This window comes from Pseudomonas sp. NFACC37-1 (assembly GCF_900101575.1).
GTDB classification, from domain to species: domain Bacteria; phylum Pseudomonadota; class Gammaproteobacteria; order Pseudomonadales; family Pseudomonadaceae; genus Aquipseudomonas; species Aquipseudomonas fluorescens_AA.
Genome location: NZ_FMUZ01000048.1, coordinates 1 through 16,138 on the forward strand (window position 1 = coordinate 1; position 16,138 = coordinate 16,138).

Consider the following 16,138-nt stretch of genomic DNA (forward strand, 5'->3'; position numbering starts at 1 on the left):
GCCCCGTTAACCACGCTGGCCGAACGCAGGTATTGTGGAGTGGGCATCCCGGCATGGATGCCGGGATAGCTGCGCTGGGCCATGGATGGCCCTTCGCAGCGGGCCCACGGAGTAATGCCGGAGTGAGGGCACACCGAGCCTAGGCGAGGTGCCGAGTGGTGGGGCATAAAGCGTTTTGCTTACTTTTGCGCTTTTCAAAAGTGAGCCGCTGTAAGAGCGGAACCGTCAGCAGCCGTTACCACAGCAATGGATATGTACCCGGTCAATAGATAAAGGCCGGCTGTAGGGGGCCGCTTCGCACCCCAGCGGGGATAAATCCCCTCGCCACAGGGTTTTGTGTTGTCTTGTATGAACAGATCACCCCCAAACCCCCACAAACTCCCTGTAAACTCCGGCCTTTGCCCCACACCCAGGGAGTCGGCAATGTCGGGTTCTATCCTTTATATCCACGGCTTCAACAGCGCCCCCGCGTCGACCAAGGCCAGCCAGTTGATCGACGTAATGGCGCAATTGGGTCTGAGCGACCATCTACAAGTCCCAGCCCTGCACCACCACCCCCGCCAAGCCATCGGTCAGCTGGAACAGGCGATTGCACAACTGGGCCGACCGCTGCTAGTCGGCAGCTCGCTCGGCGGCTACTATGCGACTCACTTGGCCGAGCGCCACGGCCTCAAGGCCCTGTTGGTCAACCCGGCCGTCAGCCCGCATCGGATGTTCGACGGTTACCTGGGCACACAGAAGAATTTGTACACCGACGAAACCTGGGAATTGACCCACGACCACGTGACGGCCCTGGCCGAGCTGGAAGTGCCGGCGCCCCAGGATCCGCAGCGGTATCAGGTATGGTTGCAAACCGGGGACGAAACGCTGGATTATCGCCACGCCCAGCAGTATTACCGCGCCTGTGCCTTGCGCATCCAGGCCGGCGGCGACCACAGTTTCCAAGGGTTTGCCCAGCAGTTGCCGGCGCTGTTGAGTTTTGCCGGCATTGGCGCCGATTTGTACCAGGCGATCGACTTCACGTCGCTGTGAGCCATCGCCCCTTTTTCATTGAACACTGACGACGAGACCCCATGGCCACTCCCAGCGCTAGCTCTTATAACGCAGACGCCATCGAAGTCCTCTCGGGCCTCGACCCGGTGCGCAAGCGCCCCGGCATGTACACCGACACCAGTCGGCCGAACCACCTCGCCCAGGAAGTCATCGACAACAGTGTCGACGAAGCCTTGGCCGGGCATGCGAAGTCGGTGCAGGTCATCCTGCACGCCGATCACTCGCTGGAAGTCAGCGATGACGGCCGCGGCATGCCGGTGGACATACACCCTGAAGAGGGTGTGTCGGGCGTCGAGCTGATCCTCACCAAGCTCCACGCCGGCGGCAAGTTTTCCAACAAGAACTACCAGTTCTCCGGCGGTCTGCACGGGGTGGGTATTTCCGTGGTCAACGCCTTGTCGACCCAGGTGCGGGTGCGGGTCAAGCGTGACGGCAACGAATACCAGATGACTTTCGCCGACGGCTACAAGGCCACCGAGCTGGAAGTGGTCGGCACCGTCGGCAAGCGCAACACCGGGACCAGCGTGTATTTCGCCCCGGACCCGAAATATTTCGATTCACCGAAGTTTTCCGTCAGTCGCCTCAAGCACGTGCTCAAGGCCAAGGCCGTGTTGTGCCCGGGGCTGCTGGTCAGTTTCGAGGACAAGGCCACCGGCGAGAAAGTCGAATGGCATTACGAAGACGGTCTGCGCTCTTACCTGGTGGACGCGGTCAGCGGTTTCGAACGCCTGCCCGACGAGCCCTTCTGCGGCAGCCTCGCCGGCAATAAGGAAGCGGTGGACTGGGCGCTGTTGTGGCTACCCGAAGGTGGCGAAAGCGTCCAGGAAAGCTACGTCAACCTGATCCCTACGGCCCAGGGCGGCACCCACGTCAACGGCTTGCGCCAGGGCCTGCTCGATGCCATGCGTGAGTTCTGCGAGTTCCGCAACCTGCTGCCCCGTGGTGTGAAGCTGGCGCCGGAAGACGTTTGGGAACGCATCGCCTTTGTCCTGTCGATGAAGATGCAGGAACCGCAATTCTCCGGCCAGACCAAGGAACGCCTGTCGTCCCGTGAGGCGGCGGCGTTTGTTTCCGGGGTGGTCAAGGATGCGTTCAGCCTGTGGCTCAATGCCAACCCGGAAACCGGCCTGGCCCTGGCGGAGCTGGCGATCAACAACGCCGGTCGTCGTCTCAAGGCCAGCAAGAAGGTCGAGCGCAAGCGCATCACCCAGGGGCCGGCCTTGCCGGGCAAACTGGCCGATTGCGCCGGGCAGGACCCGATGCGTTCCGAGCTGTTCCTGGTGGAAGGTGACTCCGCCGGCGGCTCGGCCAAGCAGGCGCGGGACAAAGAGTTCCAGGCCATCCTGCCGCTGCGGGGCAAGATCCTCAACACCTGGGAAGTGGACGGCAGCGAAGTGCTGGCCAGCCAGGAAGTGCATAACATCGCCGTGGCCATCGGTGTCGACCCGGGCGCCGAGGACATGAGCCAGCTGCGCTACGGCAAGATCTGCATCCTGGCCGACGCCGACTCCGACGGCCTGCACATCGCCACGTTGCTCTGCGCCTTGTTCGTCCAGCATTTCCGCCCGTTGGTGGACGCCGGTCACGTCTACGTCGCGATGCCGCCGCTGTACCGCATCGATCTGGGCAAGGAAATCTACTACGCCCTGGACGAAGCCGAGCGCGATGGCATTCTGGATCGGCTGGTGGCCGAGAAGAAACGTGGCAAGCCGCAGGTCACCCGATTCAAGGGCCTGGGCGAGATGAACCCGCCGCAGTTGCGCGAAACCACCATGGATCCGAACACTCGCCGCCTGGTGCAGTTGACCCTGGATGATTTCGAAGCGACCTCGGAAATGATGGACATGTTGCTGGCGAAGAAGCGCGCCGGCGACCGCAAGTCCTGGCTCGAATCCAAAGGGGACCTGGCCGAGGTGCTGGCCTGATGCGCAACGGTTTCGCCCTGGCGTTGTGGCTGTGGGCGGGGGCGGTAGTCGCAGGGCCTGCGCCGGAACTGAAGCTGCTGTCCGAGCACGCCGTCGATGGCATGCGCGGTGGCAACCTGTCCGGGCTGGCGCTGTGCGGCGGCGAGATGTGGACGGTGTCCGATCGCGACGATGACCGGGTCTATCGCCTCGCACCCTCCGAGGCGCCGGTCTGGCAGGCCGAGGTGGTTGAAATCGAGGTGCCGAAGGTGCCGGACAGCGGTTTGCCCTGGGGCTTGAGCTCGCGGACCTGGGCGGCGTCGTTCCTGCGCGGTGGCGAGCTGGATTTCGAAGGCATCAGCTGTGACAGCGCCGGCAACCGCTATGTAGTCAGTGAGTCCCATGCCGCGGTGTTGCAGGTGCCACCGTCGGGGGCCGCGTCCTGGCTGAAAATTGCCCCCACCCTGATCCGCCAGGCCCGCGCCAGCGGCATGCTGCTGCATTTCAATGCGTTGTTCGAAGGCTTGGCGGTCAACCCGGCCGGTGACCAGCTGTGGTTGGCGGCCGAGCGCGAACGTCGCGGCCTGCTGCTGCTCAAGCGTCAGCAGACGGTGTGGGACTGCGATGGCAATTGCGTGTTGCTGAGCGAAGCCGGGCGGGAAATGCAGCCAGCGCAGTTCCCCAAGGCCAAGGCGGTTTCGCGGGATTTCGCGGACCTGTCATTGTTCAATGGCAAGCTGTTTACCCTGGAGCGCAACGCCTATCAGATCTGCCGGCGTGACCCGCAGACCGCCCAGGTCGAGCGTTGCTGGTCGTTCGCCGCCGAGGCGTTGCAGGATAACCGCCGTTATCCCCAGCCCTACGGGCTGGCCGAAGCGCTGGTGGTGGATGCCGAGGGGGCCTGGATCGGCCTGGACAACAACGATGGCAAGCGGGCCGACGGTGAACAGCGGCCAATCGTCTGGCGCTTCGCCGCGCCCGAGGGTGGCTGGAGTGCCTCGCCGTGAGCCAGCCGTTGCCGGGCAAGCGCGCCGGTCGGGTGTTGATGATCCTGGCCTGGTGCGCCGCGCTGTTTCTGGCGACGCGTTTTTTTGCCCAATGGGAGCAGCGCCAGCAAAACCCCAATACCCAGGTGTACTCGCAAAAAGGTGAAGGTGTTATCGAGGTGAAGCTGGTCGGCAATCAACAGGGGCATTTCGTCGCCAGCGGCCAGATCAACGGCCAGCCGGTGGATTTCATGCTCGACACCGGTGCCACTGACGTGGCGATTCCGATGGAGCTGGCCGAGCGCCTCAAGCTGGAAAAAGGATTCGGCGTGACCTTGAGTACCGCCAACGGTGTGAGCGAGGGCTACCGTACCCGCGTCGACCGGCTGCAATTGGGCGACATCGTCTTGCGCGATGTCCGTGCCCTGGTGGCGCCCGGCCTGGGTGGCACGCAAGTGCTGCTGGGCATGAGCGCCCTGAACAAACTTGAATTTACCCAGCGCGACGGCACCATGCTGCTGCGCCAGACAACGAACTGATGAGGCCCGCATGAGCGACATTCTTGCAGACAGCTTAGACGGCGTAGAACGCCGATCGCTGGCTGACTTCACCGAAAATGCCTACCTCAATTACTCCATGTACGTGATCATGGACCGTGCCTTGCCGCACATCGGCGACGGTTTGAAGCCGGTTCAGCGGCGGATCATCTATGCCATGAGTGAGCTGGGGCTGGATGCGGATTCCAAGCACAAGAAATCGGCGCGTACCGTCGGTGACGTGCTCGGCAAGTTCCACCCCCACGGTGATTCGGCCTGCTACGAAGCCATGGTGCTGATGGCCCAGCCGTTCAGCTATCGCTACACGCTGGTGGACGGCCAGGGTAACTGGGGTGCGCCGGACGATCCCAAGTCCTTCGCGGCCATGCGTTACACCGAGGCGCGGCTGTCGCGCTATTCCGAGGTGTTGCTCAGCGAACTGGGCCAGGGCACCGCGGACTGGGGGCCGAACTTCGACGGCACCCTCGACGAACCCCTGGTTCTGCCAGCACGTTTGCCGAACATCCTGCTCAATGGCACCACCGGCATCGCTGTGGGCATGGCCACCGACGTGCCACCCCACAACCTGCGGGAAGTGGCCACGGCGTGCGTGCGTCTGCTGGACGAGCCGAAAGCCACGGTGGAACAGCTCTGCGAACACATCCAGGGCCCGGACTATCCGACCGAAGCGGAAATCATCACGCCGCGCGCCGACCTGCTGAAAATCTACGAGACCGGTCGCGGTTCGGTGCGCATGCGCGCCGTGTACCACATCGAAGATGGCGACATCATTGTCACGGCATTGCCGCATCAAGTCTCCGGGGCCAAGGTCTTGGAGCAAATTGCGGCGATGATGCAGGCAAAACCGTCGAAAGCTCCGCAAGTGGCGGACCTGCGCGACGAGTCTGACCATGAAAACCCCTGCCGCATCGTGATCATCCCGGTCAACAGCCGGGTCGACCACGACGCGCTGATGCAGCACCTGTTCGCCAGCACCGACCTGGAGTCCAGCTACCGCGTCAACATCAACATCATCGGCCTGGACGGCAAGCCGCAGCTGAAAAACCTGCGGGCACTGCTGGTGGAGTGGCTGGAGTTCCGGGTCAAGACCGTGCGCCGGCGCCTGCAATTCCGCCTGGACAAGGTCGAGCGCCGCCTGCACCTGTTGGACGGCTTGCTGATCGCCTACCTCAACCTGGATGAAGTGATCCACATCATCCGCACCGAGGAGCACCCCAAGGCCAGCCTGATCGCCCGCTTTGACCTGAGCGAAATCCAGGCCGACTACATCCTCGACACCCGTCTGCGGCAGTTGGCGCGGTTGGAAGAGATGAAGCTGCGCGCCGAGCAGGATGAACTGCTCAAGGAACAGGCCAAGCTGCAAGCCCTGCTGGGCAGCGAAGCCAAGCTCAAGAAGCTGGTACGCACCGAGCTGCTCAAGGACGCCGAAACCTATGGTGACGACCGTCGCTCGCCCATCGTCGAGCGCGCCGAAGCCAAAGCGCTGACTGAACATGATCTGTTGCCGAACGAGAAAGTCACCGTCGTGCTGTCGGAGAAAGGCTGGGTACGCTCGGCCAAGGGTCATGATATTGACGCGACGGGGCTTTCCTACAAGGCCGGGGACGGCTTCAAGGCCTTGGCGGCCGGGCGTTCCAACCAGTTTGCAGTGTTCGTCGACTCCACTGGCCGTAGTTATTCCGTGCCGGCGCATACCTTGCCATCAGCTCGCGGCCAGGGCGAACCGCTGACCGGTCGTTTAACACCACCACCGGGTGCAACTTTTGAATGCGTGCTGATGCCTGATGATAATGGACTGTACGTCATTGCATCGGACGCGGGTTACGGGTTCGTGGTCAAGGGCGAGGACCTGCAAGCCAAGAACAAGGCGGGCAAGGCGCTGTTGAGCCTGCCGAACAACGCCAAGGTGATTGCGCCGCGCCCGGTGGCCGATCGAGAGAGCAACTGGCTGGCGTCGGTGACCACCGAAGGGCGGTTGCTGGTGTTCAAGATCAGCGACCTGCCACAGCTGGGTAAAGGCAAGGGCAACAAGATTATTGGTATTTCCGGCGAACGGGTCGCCAGCCGTGAGGAATATGTCACGGATATTGCAGTGTTGCCGGAGGGCGCCACGCTTGTGCTACAGGCAGGAAAGCGTACGCTTTCGTTGAAGGCGGACGATCTTGAGCATTACAAGGGTGAACGCGGTCGGCGGGGCAACAAGCTACCGAGGGGCTTTCAGCGGGTCGATGCGCTGCTCGTCGAAAACCTCAATTAGGCGTAGTAGAGGGCTCGGTCTGCGATTAAATGCCGCAGATCGATGCTTTCGCGCTGGAGTCGGCGCGCATATTCACGGATGATAGGCCCTTTCAAGCGCCGGCGTAGCCGAGCGTTCTTCACATTGACCGAGTATTTTTTCACTGTGGCAAGCCTTGTGGCTGCCACCTGGACGGAACGATGACTGCTCTGCGCCTCCCTATTTTGTGGCTCGCCGGCCTGCTTGGTCTGGCGGGCTGCAGCATGAACCAGCCGGTGTCGCTGTACCAATTGGACAGCGGAACCCCGGCCCAGCCTGCGCAAAGCACAGGCATGGCCGTATTGCTCGGCCCGGTTCTGATCGCTGATTACCTGCAGCGAGAAACCTTGTTGCAACGCCAACCGGACGGCAGCCTGCAAGCCGCCACTGACGGCCGTTGGGCCGGCAGCCTTTCCTCTGACATCGATCAGTTGCTGTTGCGCCAGGTCGCCGGGCACCTGGACAGCCAGCGCGTGGTGCTGGCACCGGCGACCCAGGGTTTCACCCCGGATGTGCAGGTACTGCTGTCGATTACCCGCCTGGACTCGGGTAAAGCCCAGCCGGCAGTGCTCGATGCCCAATGGCGGTTGATCGACCGTCGTGGCAAGGTGCGTGAGAACCGCATCGTTCATCTGCAAGAGCAGCATGCCGGCACCACGGCGGCACAGGTCCAGGCCCAGGGCGTGCTCCTGCAACGCCTGGCCGAACAGTTGTCGGTGTCGCTCAAGCCCCTGGCCAACCAGCCGCCTGTCGCCGAAGTGCCTCGCAAGGCCGCGCCAGCCCCGGCCAAGCCGGTAGAGAAGGAAAAGGACAAGATTCCCATGGCCTTGCCGATTCGTACGGACATGGAAGTGTTCAGGTTCTGACGGTTGGACCCGGATACACCACAAAGCCCGCGTTGATGCGGGCTTTGTTGTTTCTGCCGGTTGGATTGTCGGGGCCTATCCTGGCCTCTTCGCGGGCTTGCCCGCGAAGAGGCCAGGATAGGCAACAAAAAAGCCCGCAGATAATCACTCATCTGCGGGCTTTTGTTCGCTTCAACTACTGGATATCAGGCCTGGCGCTCATGCATCCGCGCCAGTTGCCGCTCCAGCATCGATGGGTAAGGCTCCATCAAGCGCTCCACGCAACACGCGCCTTCGGGGCTGGCGATGGGGCGGATGCGCGCGCGCTGGCGGATCAGGGCGTCGTCGTTGATCTTGCGCTCCACCAGCAGCAGGTTGCGGCTGTGTTGCGACAGCGCCAGGGCGTCCTGGGCGGTTTCGGTCAGCAGCAGGTCGATCTGGCTCAAGCCGAACAAGCCATCGCCCAAGGTCAGGCCCAATTGCAGTTGCAGGGTGATGCCGCTGTCGGCGACTTCGATCTGCAACTGGTGACCCAAGGCGCGCAGCAACTCACCGCAGCAAATGGCATTGGTCAGGTAGTCGTCGCCGCTGTCTTCGGTGTGGAACAGCATCAGCGTGCTGCCGTCGTTCAAGGTGTGCAATTCGCCCTGATAGAGCGATGCGGCCTGGTCGAGGCAGTCGCGGTAGCGCTCGAGCAACTCCTTCAGGCGCGCCTGGGGCAGGCGACGCAATTGATCCTGGGCGCCCAGTTGCACGGCCAGTACGGCGCTGTGCTGGGGCAGGTTCGAGGCCACAGGCTTGGCGACCGGCAGAGGTGCCCCATTGACCGACTCGTCACGCAGGTCGGCGAAGGCGTCGTCGTCTTCCTCGTCTTCTACCGCGCGCACCACGTGGCGTGGGGCCGGTTTGGAGGCCGGCATCGGCTGGCTTTCGTCGAACCCCGGATCGCGCAGGTTGCGTACTTCGAAGCCTGGCTCGGAATCGTCGTCGTCCGTGTAGTCGAGGTCTTCAGGTTCCGGCAGGGGCTCGGGTTCCGGGGCGAAGCTGGCGTGCAGTTGCCGGGCCAGGTCGCCGATCTCGTCCTGGCGCTGGGTGGCCGGCGTGTGTTCGTCGATGTCCCGCAGCCAGACGCGCAATTGCAGCAGTGGCGTGGAGATGTGCCGCCCCAGGCGCAGGCTCAGGGCCAGTGCCAGTGCCAACAGGATCGCGCTGAGGATGCCCATGCTTTGCAGGCTGATGGTCATCGGTTGCTGGAACTGGTCCATGTCCAGGCTGATGCGCAATTGCCCGGCGGTCACGTCCTGGAAGGTGATCTTGCTCTGGTACATGCCGCCGGACTCGCCCAGCAGGCCAGGTTTGGGGCGCTGGCCGGCCTCGGCGAGGATGCGGTTGTCCACGCTATAGATGGCGGCGTGGGCCACCAGCTTGTTCTTGGTCAGGTTGTTGAGCAGCACGTTGAGGCTGAGGATGTCGTTGGACACCAGCAGCTCGGTGGCGGACGTGGCGGTCTGGGTGGTCAGGCTTTCACCCAGGGCATCGGCCTGCTCGTGCATCGCCTGCTTGAATTGCAAACCCATCACGCAGGCATAGATGACCAGGGCCAGGGCGACCAGGATGACGTTATGGCTGGCAATACGCAATGCGATCGGCACACGACGGTGACGCAGCGCACGGAAGATCAGCAGGAAGAAGTTGTCGGTTTTGACTGGCGTGGGCCGGTTCACTGAGCTCGGCTCTTTGTCCGTGAAATTGACGCGCAGTATAGCGACAGGCCCATGACCGGCAAAGCACTGGCGGTGCCCGATGGTCACTGAATGTGGGTAGAATGCGGTTTTTTCCACCTGCGGGGGTGCGCCTTGCGCGAAATCGTCCTGATAAACATCACTGGCAGCGACCGTCCGGGTCTGACTGCGGCCATTACCGGCGTTCTGGCCCAGGGTGGTGTGAACATTCTCGACATCGGTCAGGCGGTGATCCATGACACGCTGTCGTTTGGCATCCTGGTTGAAATCCCGGACGCCGAACAAAGCAAGTCCGTGCTCAAGGACATCCTGTTCACTGCCTACAAGCTCGACCAGCAGGTGCGCTTCACTCCGGTGTCCGAGGAGGACTACCAGCATTGGGTGGCCGGCCAGGGCAAGAAGCGCCATATCGTGACCCTGTTGACCCGCAAGGTTACTGCCGAGCAGTTGCAGCGCGTCAGTTCGATCACCGCCCAGTATGGCCTGAACATCGACCACATCGACCGTCTGTCCGGGCGCATGCCGCTGGACACCCCGGCCGACAAGGGCAAGGGCTGTATCGAGTTTTCGGTGCGCGGTGAGCCGGCCGATCCCCAGGCGTTGCGTGCCGAGTTCCTCAGCGTGGCCCAGGAGCTGAACGTCGACATCGCCTTCCAGGAAGATTCGCTGTTCCGCCGCAACCGCCGCCTGGCGGTGTTCGACATGGACTCGACGCTGATCGAGGCCGAAGTCATCGACGAACTGGCCAAGGCGGCTGGCGTGGGCGACAAGGTCTCGGCCATCACCGAGCGAGCCATGGCCGGCGAGCTGGATTTCCGTGCCAGCTTCAAGGAGCGCCTGGCCCTGCTTAAAGGCCTGGACGTCAGCGTGCTGGATTCCATTGGCGCTTCCCTGCGCCTGACCGAAGGCGCCGAAACCCTGTTCGCCGAACTCAAGCGCCTGGGCTACAAGACCGCCATCCTGTCCGGCGGCTTCACCTACTTCGCCAAGCAGTTGCAGGCCAAGCTCGGTATCGACTACGTATTCGCCAACGAGCTGGAAGTGGTGGACGGCAAGGTGACCGGCGTGGCCGTCGAGCCGATCGTCGATGCTCAGCGCAAGGCGGACCTGCTGCGTGAACTGGCTGAAAAAGAAGGCCTGCGCCTGGAGCAGACCATCGCCGTGGGCGACGGCGCCAACGACCTGCCGATGCTGGCGATCGCGGGCCTGGGTGTGGCATTCCGCGCCAAGCCACTGGTCAAGCAGTCGGCCAGGCAAGCGATTTCCACCCTGGGGCTGGATGGGGTGTTGTACCTGCTGGGCTTCAGGGATCGTGACGGGCAGCTCTGATTCGAGTCTGTCGCAATCTTTTGGAGGCATTCATCGGTGGTGAGGAGATAAATCCCCTCACCACAAAGGGTTGTGTGTTGGCGGTTCAAAGCGATTTCCACAACGAGTCAAAATTCCCTTCCTGGTCGCCGCTCTCCTCGGTGGCTCCCGAGTCCTCCGGGTGATAGGAAAACTGGTTGAAGCTGTGGGTGCTGGTCACCCGGCGGTCCAGGCCGGCGCGGCGTTCCTGGCCGTTGGTATTGATCAGCACCCGCTGGCCTTCCTGGAAGGGCAGGCGGGGGGCGATCATGGTCGGGGGCAGGTCAATGGCGCTGATCTCTGGAAGCAACAACCCGCGCAGGTAGTGACCGTGCTCATTTTCTTCCCGGACCAGTTGCAACCCGCAAGGCTGGGCATGGGGTGCGACCAGTTCGATGCCCATTTGCATGGCGCCGTTGCGCACTTGGCGGATCCAGCGCACCACGGCGACGCTCCAGGCTTGGTCGCTGCTGTCGCGGATGCCGATCATTTCCCCGGCTTGCAGTTGTTCCGGCACCTCCTTGGGCCAACCGAGGCAATAGCCGCCAGGGCTGTGGTTGATGATCGGCAGGTCGTAGGTGGGGAAGTGATGCTGGTTGTCGGAGCTGTTGCCATCGTCATCGGCCGGGTTGACCGGGTACTCGATTTCTTCATAGGGCAGCAGGTCGCTGTCGCCGGCGGGGGCGGCGTCGAACGCTTGCTTCCAGGTGTCGTTTGTCTTGCTCGGCGAGGCTTCGAAGCGGGCCTTGCGGGTGGCGGGGCTTTTCAGGATCTCGTTGAACGAGCGCTCGCCGCCCAGGTAGTAGTGCAGTGCACTCATGCCTACGCACAGGGTCAGCGTGCCGTTGCCCTCGGTGCGCTGGAAGCTGCGTTCAGCCGCTTCGCCCCAGGCGGCTTGAAGGTGATGCAAAGTGTCGACGCTCATGCCACCAGGGACTGGCAACGTATTATCGGCAGGTTGTTCCAGGTGAATGGCGATCGCACGCACCAGTGGCTGGGGATCGAAGCCCTGCAAGGTTGGCTGCTGTTCGGCCCGGAACTTGGCGCGGTAGCGTGGCCCGACATCCAGTTCTGGAGCGACTGCGAACAGGCTGCTGGCAGCGCTGGCAGGGTCCAGCTTGACCCACTGGCTCCAGGATTCGAGCACCTCGGTCAGTCGCCCGATCTGGCCCTGGCGCAATTGATTGCTGCGTGACGCGCCCAGCAGCAGGGCGACGACATAGGTCTGCTCGGCGTTCAATTGATGAACCTGGCTGGCCAGCTCGTCACTCACGCTCAGGTGTTGCAAGCGGTGCAGGCAGGCAATCCGGTACAACTGATGCAAGTCGAGCCACAACCCCTCTGGCACTGGGCTGTACAGCTGGCTGGCACGCAGCAGCGGGCCGTTGAGGGCATGCATCGCCCGTTGCAGTGCGGTGCTCAGCAGGCGGGCCCGGTCCTTGGTGTATTTCGACGCGATACGCGCCACGATCTGTTTGTAGCCCATCGCCAGTTGGGTTTGCAGGGCCTGGCACAGGTTGACGATCTTGCGCGAGCGATCATCCAGCACGATGGCTTGTTGCAGGAAGTGCCGCTCCAGGTGCTTGCAGACGTAATACACCTCGGGTCGCAGCAGTTCGAGCAGTTGCAGGCGATTGTCGCTGGGCGTGAGCAGCTGGTTGAGTTCCCCAAGGGCCTGGTACAACAGACGGGCCGTTTCGCCGATGTTGGCCTTCGGCAGGTTGGCGATCCAGCGCTTGAGGTCCCGTGGCGTAGCCTCGCAGAACGACAGGCGTGATTGTGTCGGGGTCAGGGCGCGCAATAACTGGAGAGGGCTGGTCTCATTCATGCCGTGTGCGGGCTCCGGCGGGAAATAAACGTGATGTTCCAACTCTAGCAGTTGTAGCCGAAGGAGGTGCGCTATCTATGCTGGATGCCCTGCTGGAGCGAGCTTGCTCGCGATGACGCCAGGACAGTCGCCATCGAGGTGACTGTTACATCGCCATCGCGAGCAAGCTCGCTCCCACATGTGATCTTTTACTCAGCCTTTGGCAGCGCCAGGCCCTGGCCCATCTGTACTGGTGAGCCGGCCACCAGGTCTTCGGCCCATTTCACCTGGCCTGGACCGAACAGCACGATGGCGGTCGAACCCAGTTTGAAGCGCCCCAGTTCGGCGCCTTTTTCCAGATGGATCGGCGCGCGGGCGGCTTCGTCGTAACGGAAGGTTTTCAGCTCGCGCTTGGGTGGCGTCACCAGCCCGGCCCAGACGGTTTCGATGGAGGCCACGATCATCGCACCCACCAGCACCACGGCCATCGGCCCGCGCTCGGTGTCGAAGATGCACGCCACGCGCTCGTTGCGGGCGAAGAGCTCCGGAACGTTTTCGGCGGTGGTCTGGTTGACCGAGAAAATCCTCCCGGGAATGTAGACCATCTCCCGCAGGGTGCCGGCCAATGGCATGTGCACGCGGTGGTAGTCCTTGGGGGACAGGTAAATGGTGGCGAAATCGCCGCCCATGAACGGCGCGGCGTTGGCCGCGTCGCCGCCCAGCAGTTCCAGCACGCTGAAGCTGTGGCCCTTGGCCTGGAACACCCGGCCGTGCTCGATCGGGCCGAGCTGGCTGACGGCACCGTCGGCGGGGCTGAGGATCGCGCCCGGGGTTTCGTCCAGCGGCCGTGCGCCGTCTTTCAGGGCGCGGGTGAAGAAGGCGTTGAAGTGCTCATACGCAGTCAGGTCTTCCACCAGGGCCTGGGACATGTCCACTTGGTAGCGCTTGGCGAACCACGCGGTGAAGGCATTCTTGAACCAACGCACGCGGCATTCGGCAATGCAGCCGGCCAACCGCGACAACAGGTGGTGGGGCAACAGGTATTGAGTGAGGATGAACAAACGGTTTTTCATTAACTGTCCTTAAGAACCTTCAAAGCTCGATGGGCGTGTCGGGGTGGTTGCCCCATTCGCCCCAGGAACCGGCATAGCCTTTGACTCGTGGATAACCGAGCGCCTTGGCCACCAGATAGGTGAAGCCAGAGCGGTGGTGAGTCTGGCAGTGGGTGATGATTTCTTTGTCGGGCGTGATGCCCAATCGTTCGAGGATCTGCGGCATATCCTTGCGAATGCGCAGGTTGCGCGCCGGGTCCATGCCGGCGGTCCATTCGAAATTGACCGCCCCTGGAATATGTCCGCCCCGGGCTGCGACGACTTTCTCGCCGGAGTATTCCAGCGGGCCGCGTGCATCCCAGATGGCCAGGTCGGCGGCACCGAGGCGGCTTTGCAGGTATTCGCGGGTGGCGGTGGGGGCCTCGTGCAACGTCAGGGGCACCGGGCCGGCAACCGGTGCCGGAACATCGACGGACACCGGCAGGCCTCCGTCCAGCCAGGACAGCAGGCCGCCGTCGAGGTAGTGATAGTTCGAGTGGCCGATCACGTCCAGCAGCCAGATAAAGCGCCCGGCCCAGCCGCCGCCTTCGTCGTCGTAGACCACGTAGACCGCGTCCGGGTTATGCCCAAGCTCGCCGAACAGGGTTTCCAGGTCGGCCTTGGCCGGCAGCAGGCCCGGTGCCGGCGGTTGGCCGAGCTGGGTGCGCTTGGGGTCGACGAAACGTGCGCCGGGGATGTGCCCGGTGCTGTAGCGCGCGGCGCTGGTCAGGTCCACCAGAATCAGTTCGCGGGCGTCGAGGCGCGGCAGCAGTTCGCTCGGCTCGATCACCAGCGGCAAGCCAGAGAAGTCAGGCATGTGAGGTCTCCAGGGGCGCAAAGGGAAAGGATTGTAGCAAGTTCAGCGACCGCGGTTGGTAAAGGTATGCAGGGCCCTTTCGATGCATTGTACGGTTTTGCCGAAGGCTTGCACGGTGATATCCGAGAACGGCCCGCCGCCCTGGTCCACCGCCACCAGCATGATCACCCGGCCATTGCAGGTCAGTGAGCGCAACAGCAGGTGTTCACCCCGGAACAGGCTGCGCAGGCCCGGCGGCAGTAGCGCCGAAAACTGCGCATTGTTGTCCGGGTTCAGGCGAACCTGGGCCTGCTGGGCCAGCAACCGTTGCAATATTTTGCTCTGGCTGATGGTAAAGCTCATGGCCGCGGCTTCCTTGGGCAGGCCGGCGGTCTGGTGTACGCGCACGCTGGCCTGGCTGCGGTCGGCCATCAGGATCATCACCCGGCGCATGCCACAGGCCACCAAGACGTCCCGTGCCGAGGTGGTCAGGTGCATGGCGTTGCGAAAGGGGCTCGGCTCCACCAGCATGGCGGAGCATTGCTTGCGCCACTGGCTCAGGTCTTGGGCGCTGGGCGGGGCGGCGGGCAGCAAGCCAGGGTGGATGCGGCGGCTGCCCGAGGGCCAGAGCAGCGCCACGGCCGGGTGCCAGAGGTCCGGCATGGCGTGATGATGGGCGCTATTGACCGCTTGTTGGTGCAGTTGCTGCTGGACCTCATCCATCGACATCTGCAGATACAAACTGGTGAGGTACTGCCAGCGGGTGAGCGCGGGGCTGTCCCAGGCCTGTTGTGCGGCAAGTGCCAGGCCGTTGGCCAGCAATACGGTGTTGGCCGGCTGGTTGAGCCAGCGTCGCAGGATCGGGTCGTCGTCCAGGCGATTCTGCTGGCGTAGGGGGTGTTCGCTGTCCCGGGCGATGCGCAGGACTTTCACCAGCTCGCGGCGTTCATTGAGCAGCAGGCGATAACCTTGCGCCACCCAGACGGGCAAGCGCCAGGTTTCCACCAGCCCCAGGCAGATTTCCAGCAGGCTGACGCCGAACAGTTCGCGCTCCACCTTGGGCGCGGGCTCGCCTTTATGGATGACCCGCAATTCCCATTCCCCGAGCAATCGTGGATGGGTCAGGGCCAAGGGCCAGAGCGGTGACAGGAATAACAGGCTGCCCCAGTGTATGTCTTGCCACAGCCGCGCCAGGCGGCTGGCAAAAAAACCATTGGCCTGTTGCGTGGCGTGCTGGCTGATCAATTGCAACTGGCGCAAGGCGATGGGTATTTCATGCTCCGGCAACGACGGCAGGCGTGCGAGCAGCTCTTCGGTACGCTTGAGGCCGAGGCGGTTGATGGCCACTTCGAGGTTTTCCGCAGGTTCTGCAAGACTGCCATGGGTGTGATGGTTGGCTTCGCGGATGACGCTCAGGGCCAGGGCTGGGCTGCCCTGCATCAGGTCGGCAATGTCGCGCAATGAGCGGCGGCTGTCGGCGAGGGCCTTGCAGACGAGGTCGTGGCTGGCCTGGGGAACCGGCAGATGCACGCCTTTGAGCAGCTTCACCCAACCTTCGAGGGTGGTCGGTCGGGGCGTTGGAACCTTGGTTTCGTTAGTCATGGCTGGACGTGATCATCGTATGAATTCTCTACGCCCGGAACGGGGCAAATTGGCTTTTCGCCAGAACAGCCTATAGTCTGGCGCAGTTTCGCCGATAAGTAGAAGAAGAGATTTTTCAGCTTCCGAATATGAC

General features: G+C 63.0%; 12 protein-coding genes. 7 read left to right on the top strand and 5 right to left on the bottom strand.

The features are described from left to right. Nucleotides 1-423 precede the first annotated feature (423 nt). From BLP82_RS27965 to BLP82_RS27990, 6 genes are all read left to right on the top strand, one after another. Nucleotides 424-1,032, top strand: a complete 609-nt coding sequence (locus tag BLP82_RS27965; protein ID WP_092176118.1) for a YqiA/YcfP family alpha/beta fold hydrolase — start codon at nucleotides 424-426, stop codon at nucleotides 1,030-1,032. Nucleotides 1,033-1,073: 41 nt separating this feature from the next. Further along, nucleotides 1,074-2,978, top strand: coding sequence for a DNA topoisomerase IV subunit B (gene parE / locus BLP82_RS27970; RefSeq protein ID WP_053181455.1), 1,905 nt, complete (start codon nucleotides 1,074-1,076; stop codon nucleotides 2,976-2,978). After that, nucleotides 2,978-3,964 carry an esterase-like activity of phytase family protein gene (locus BLP82_RS27975; RefSeq protein ID WP_092176122.1) on the top strand — a complete coding sequence of 329 codons (987 nt, stop codon included), beginning with the start codon at nucleotides 2,978-2,980 and terminating at the stop codon, nucleotides 3,962-3,964. The genes parE and BLP82_RS27975 overlap by 1 nt, the downstream gene beginning before the upstream one ends. Continuing rightward, on the top strand, nucleotides 3,961-4,482 hold the full coding sequence (locus BLP82_RS27980) for a retropepsin-like aspartic protease family protein (RefSeq protein WP_092176126.1): 522 nt from the start codon (nucleotides 3,961-3,963) through the stop codon (nucleotides 4,480-4,482). The genes BLP82_RS27975 and BLP82_RS27980 overlap by 4 nt, the downstream gene beginning before the upstream one ends. A gap of 10 nt (nucleotides 4,483-4,492) precedes the next feature. Next, the gene (parC, locus tag BLP82_RS27985) at nucleotides 4,493-6,757 is read left to right on the top strand and encodes a DNA topoisomerase IV subunit A (RefSeq protein ID WP_072407118.1); all 2,265 of its coding nucleotides are present in this window, start codon (nucleotides 4,493-4,495) and stop codon (nucleotides 6,755-6,757) included. Nucleotides 6,758-6,936: 179 nt separating this feature from the next. Beyond that, nucleotides 6,937-7,641: a PqiC family protein gene (locus BLP82_RS27990; RefSeq protein ID WP_060739438.1), complete on the top strand. Its 705-nt coding sequence runs from the start codon at nucleotides 6,937-6,939 to the stop codon at nucleotides 7,639-7,641. 185 nt (nucleotides 7,642-7,826) lie between these two features. Here the strand turns inward: BLP82_RS27990 and BLP82_RS27995 are convergent, their stop codons facing one another. Then, nucleotides 7,827-9,344 carry an AhpA/YtjB family protein gene (locus BLP82_RS27995; RefSeq protein WP_092176130.1) on the bottom strand — a complete coding sequence of 506 codons (1,518 nt, stop codon included), beginning with the start codon at nucleotides 9,342-9,344 and terminating at the stop codon, nucleotides 7,827-7,829. 132 nt (nucleotides 9,345-9,476) lie between these two features. Between BLP82_RS27995 and serB the strand changes: the two genes are divergently transcribed. After that, nucleotides 9,477-10,691, top strand: coding sequence for a phosphoserine phosphatase SerB (gene serB / locus BLP82_RS28000; protein ID WP_092476996.1), 1,215 nt, complete (start codon nucleotides 9,477-9,479; stop codon nucleotides 10,689-10,691). Nucleotides 10,692-10,776: 85 nt separating this feature from the next. Here serB and BLP82_RS28005 read toward each other — a convergent pair whose 3' ends face one another. The 4 genes from BLP82_RS28005 to BLP82_RS28020 form a co-directional block, all read right to left on the bottom strand. Continuing rightward, complete coding sequence (locus BLP82_RS28005) at nucleotides 10,777-12,537, bottom strand: molecular chaperone (protein WP_092176139.1); 1,761 nt, start codon at nucleotides 12,535-12,537, stop codon at nucleotides 10,777-10,779. 188 nt (nucleotides 12,538-12,725) lie between these two features. Continuing rightward, nucleotides 12,726-13,589 carry an archaetidylserine decarboxylase gene (gene asd, locus BLP82_RS28010; RefSeq protein WP_072407110.1) on the bottom strand — a complete coding sequence of 288 codons (864 nt, stop codon included), beginning with the start codon at nucleotides 13,587-13,589 and terminating at the stop codon, nucleotides 12,726-12,728. Between the two features lie 19 nt (nucleotides 13,590-13,608). Beyond that, a complete protein-coding gene (locus tag BLP82_RS28015; RefSeq protein WP_092176144.1) occupies nucleotides 13,609-14,424 on the bottom strand; it encodes a rhodanese-like domain-containing protein in 816 nt (271 codons plus the stop codon). Nucleotides 14,425-14,466: 42 nt separating this feature from the next. Beyond that, nucleotides 14,467-16,005, bottom strand: a complete 1,539-nt coding sequence (locus BLP82_RS28020) for an HDOD domain-containing protein (RefSeq protein WP_092176148.1) — start codon at nucleotides 16,003-16,005, stop codon at nucleotides 14,467-14,469. Nucleotides 16,006-16,138: the final 133 nt, after the last annotated feature.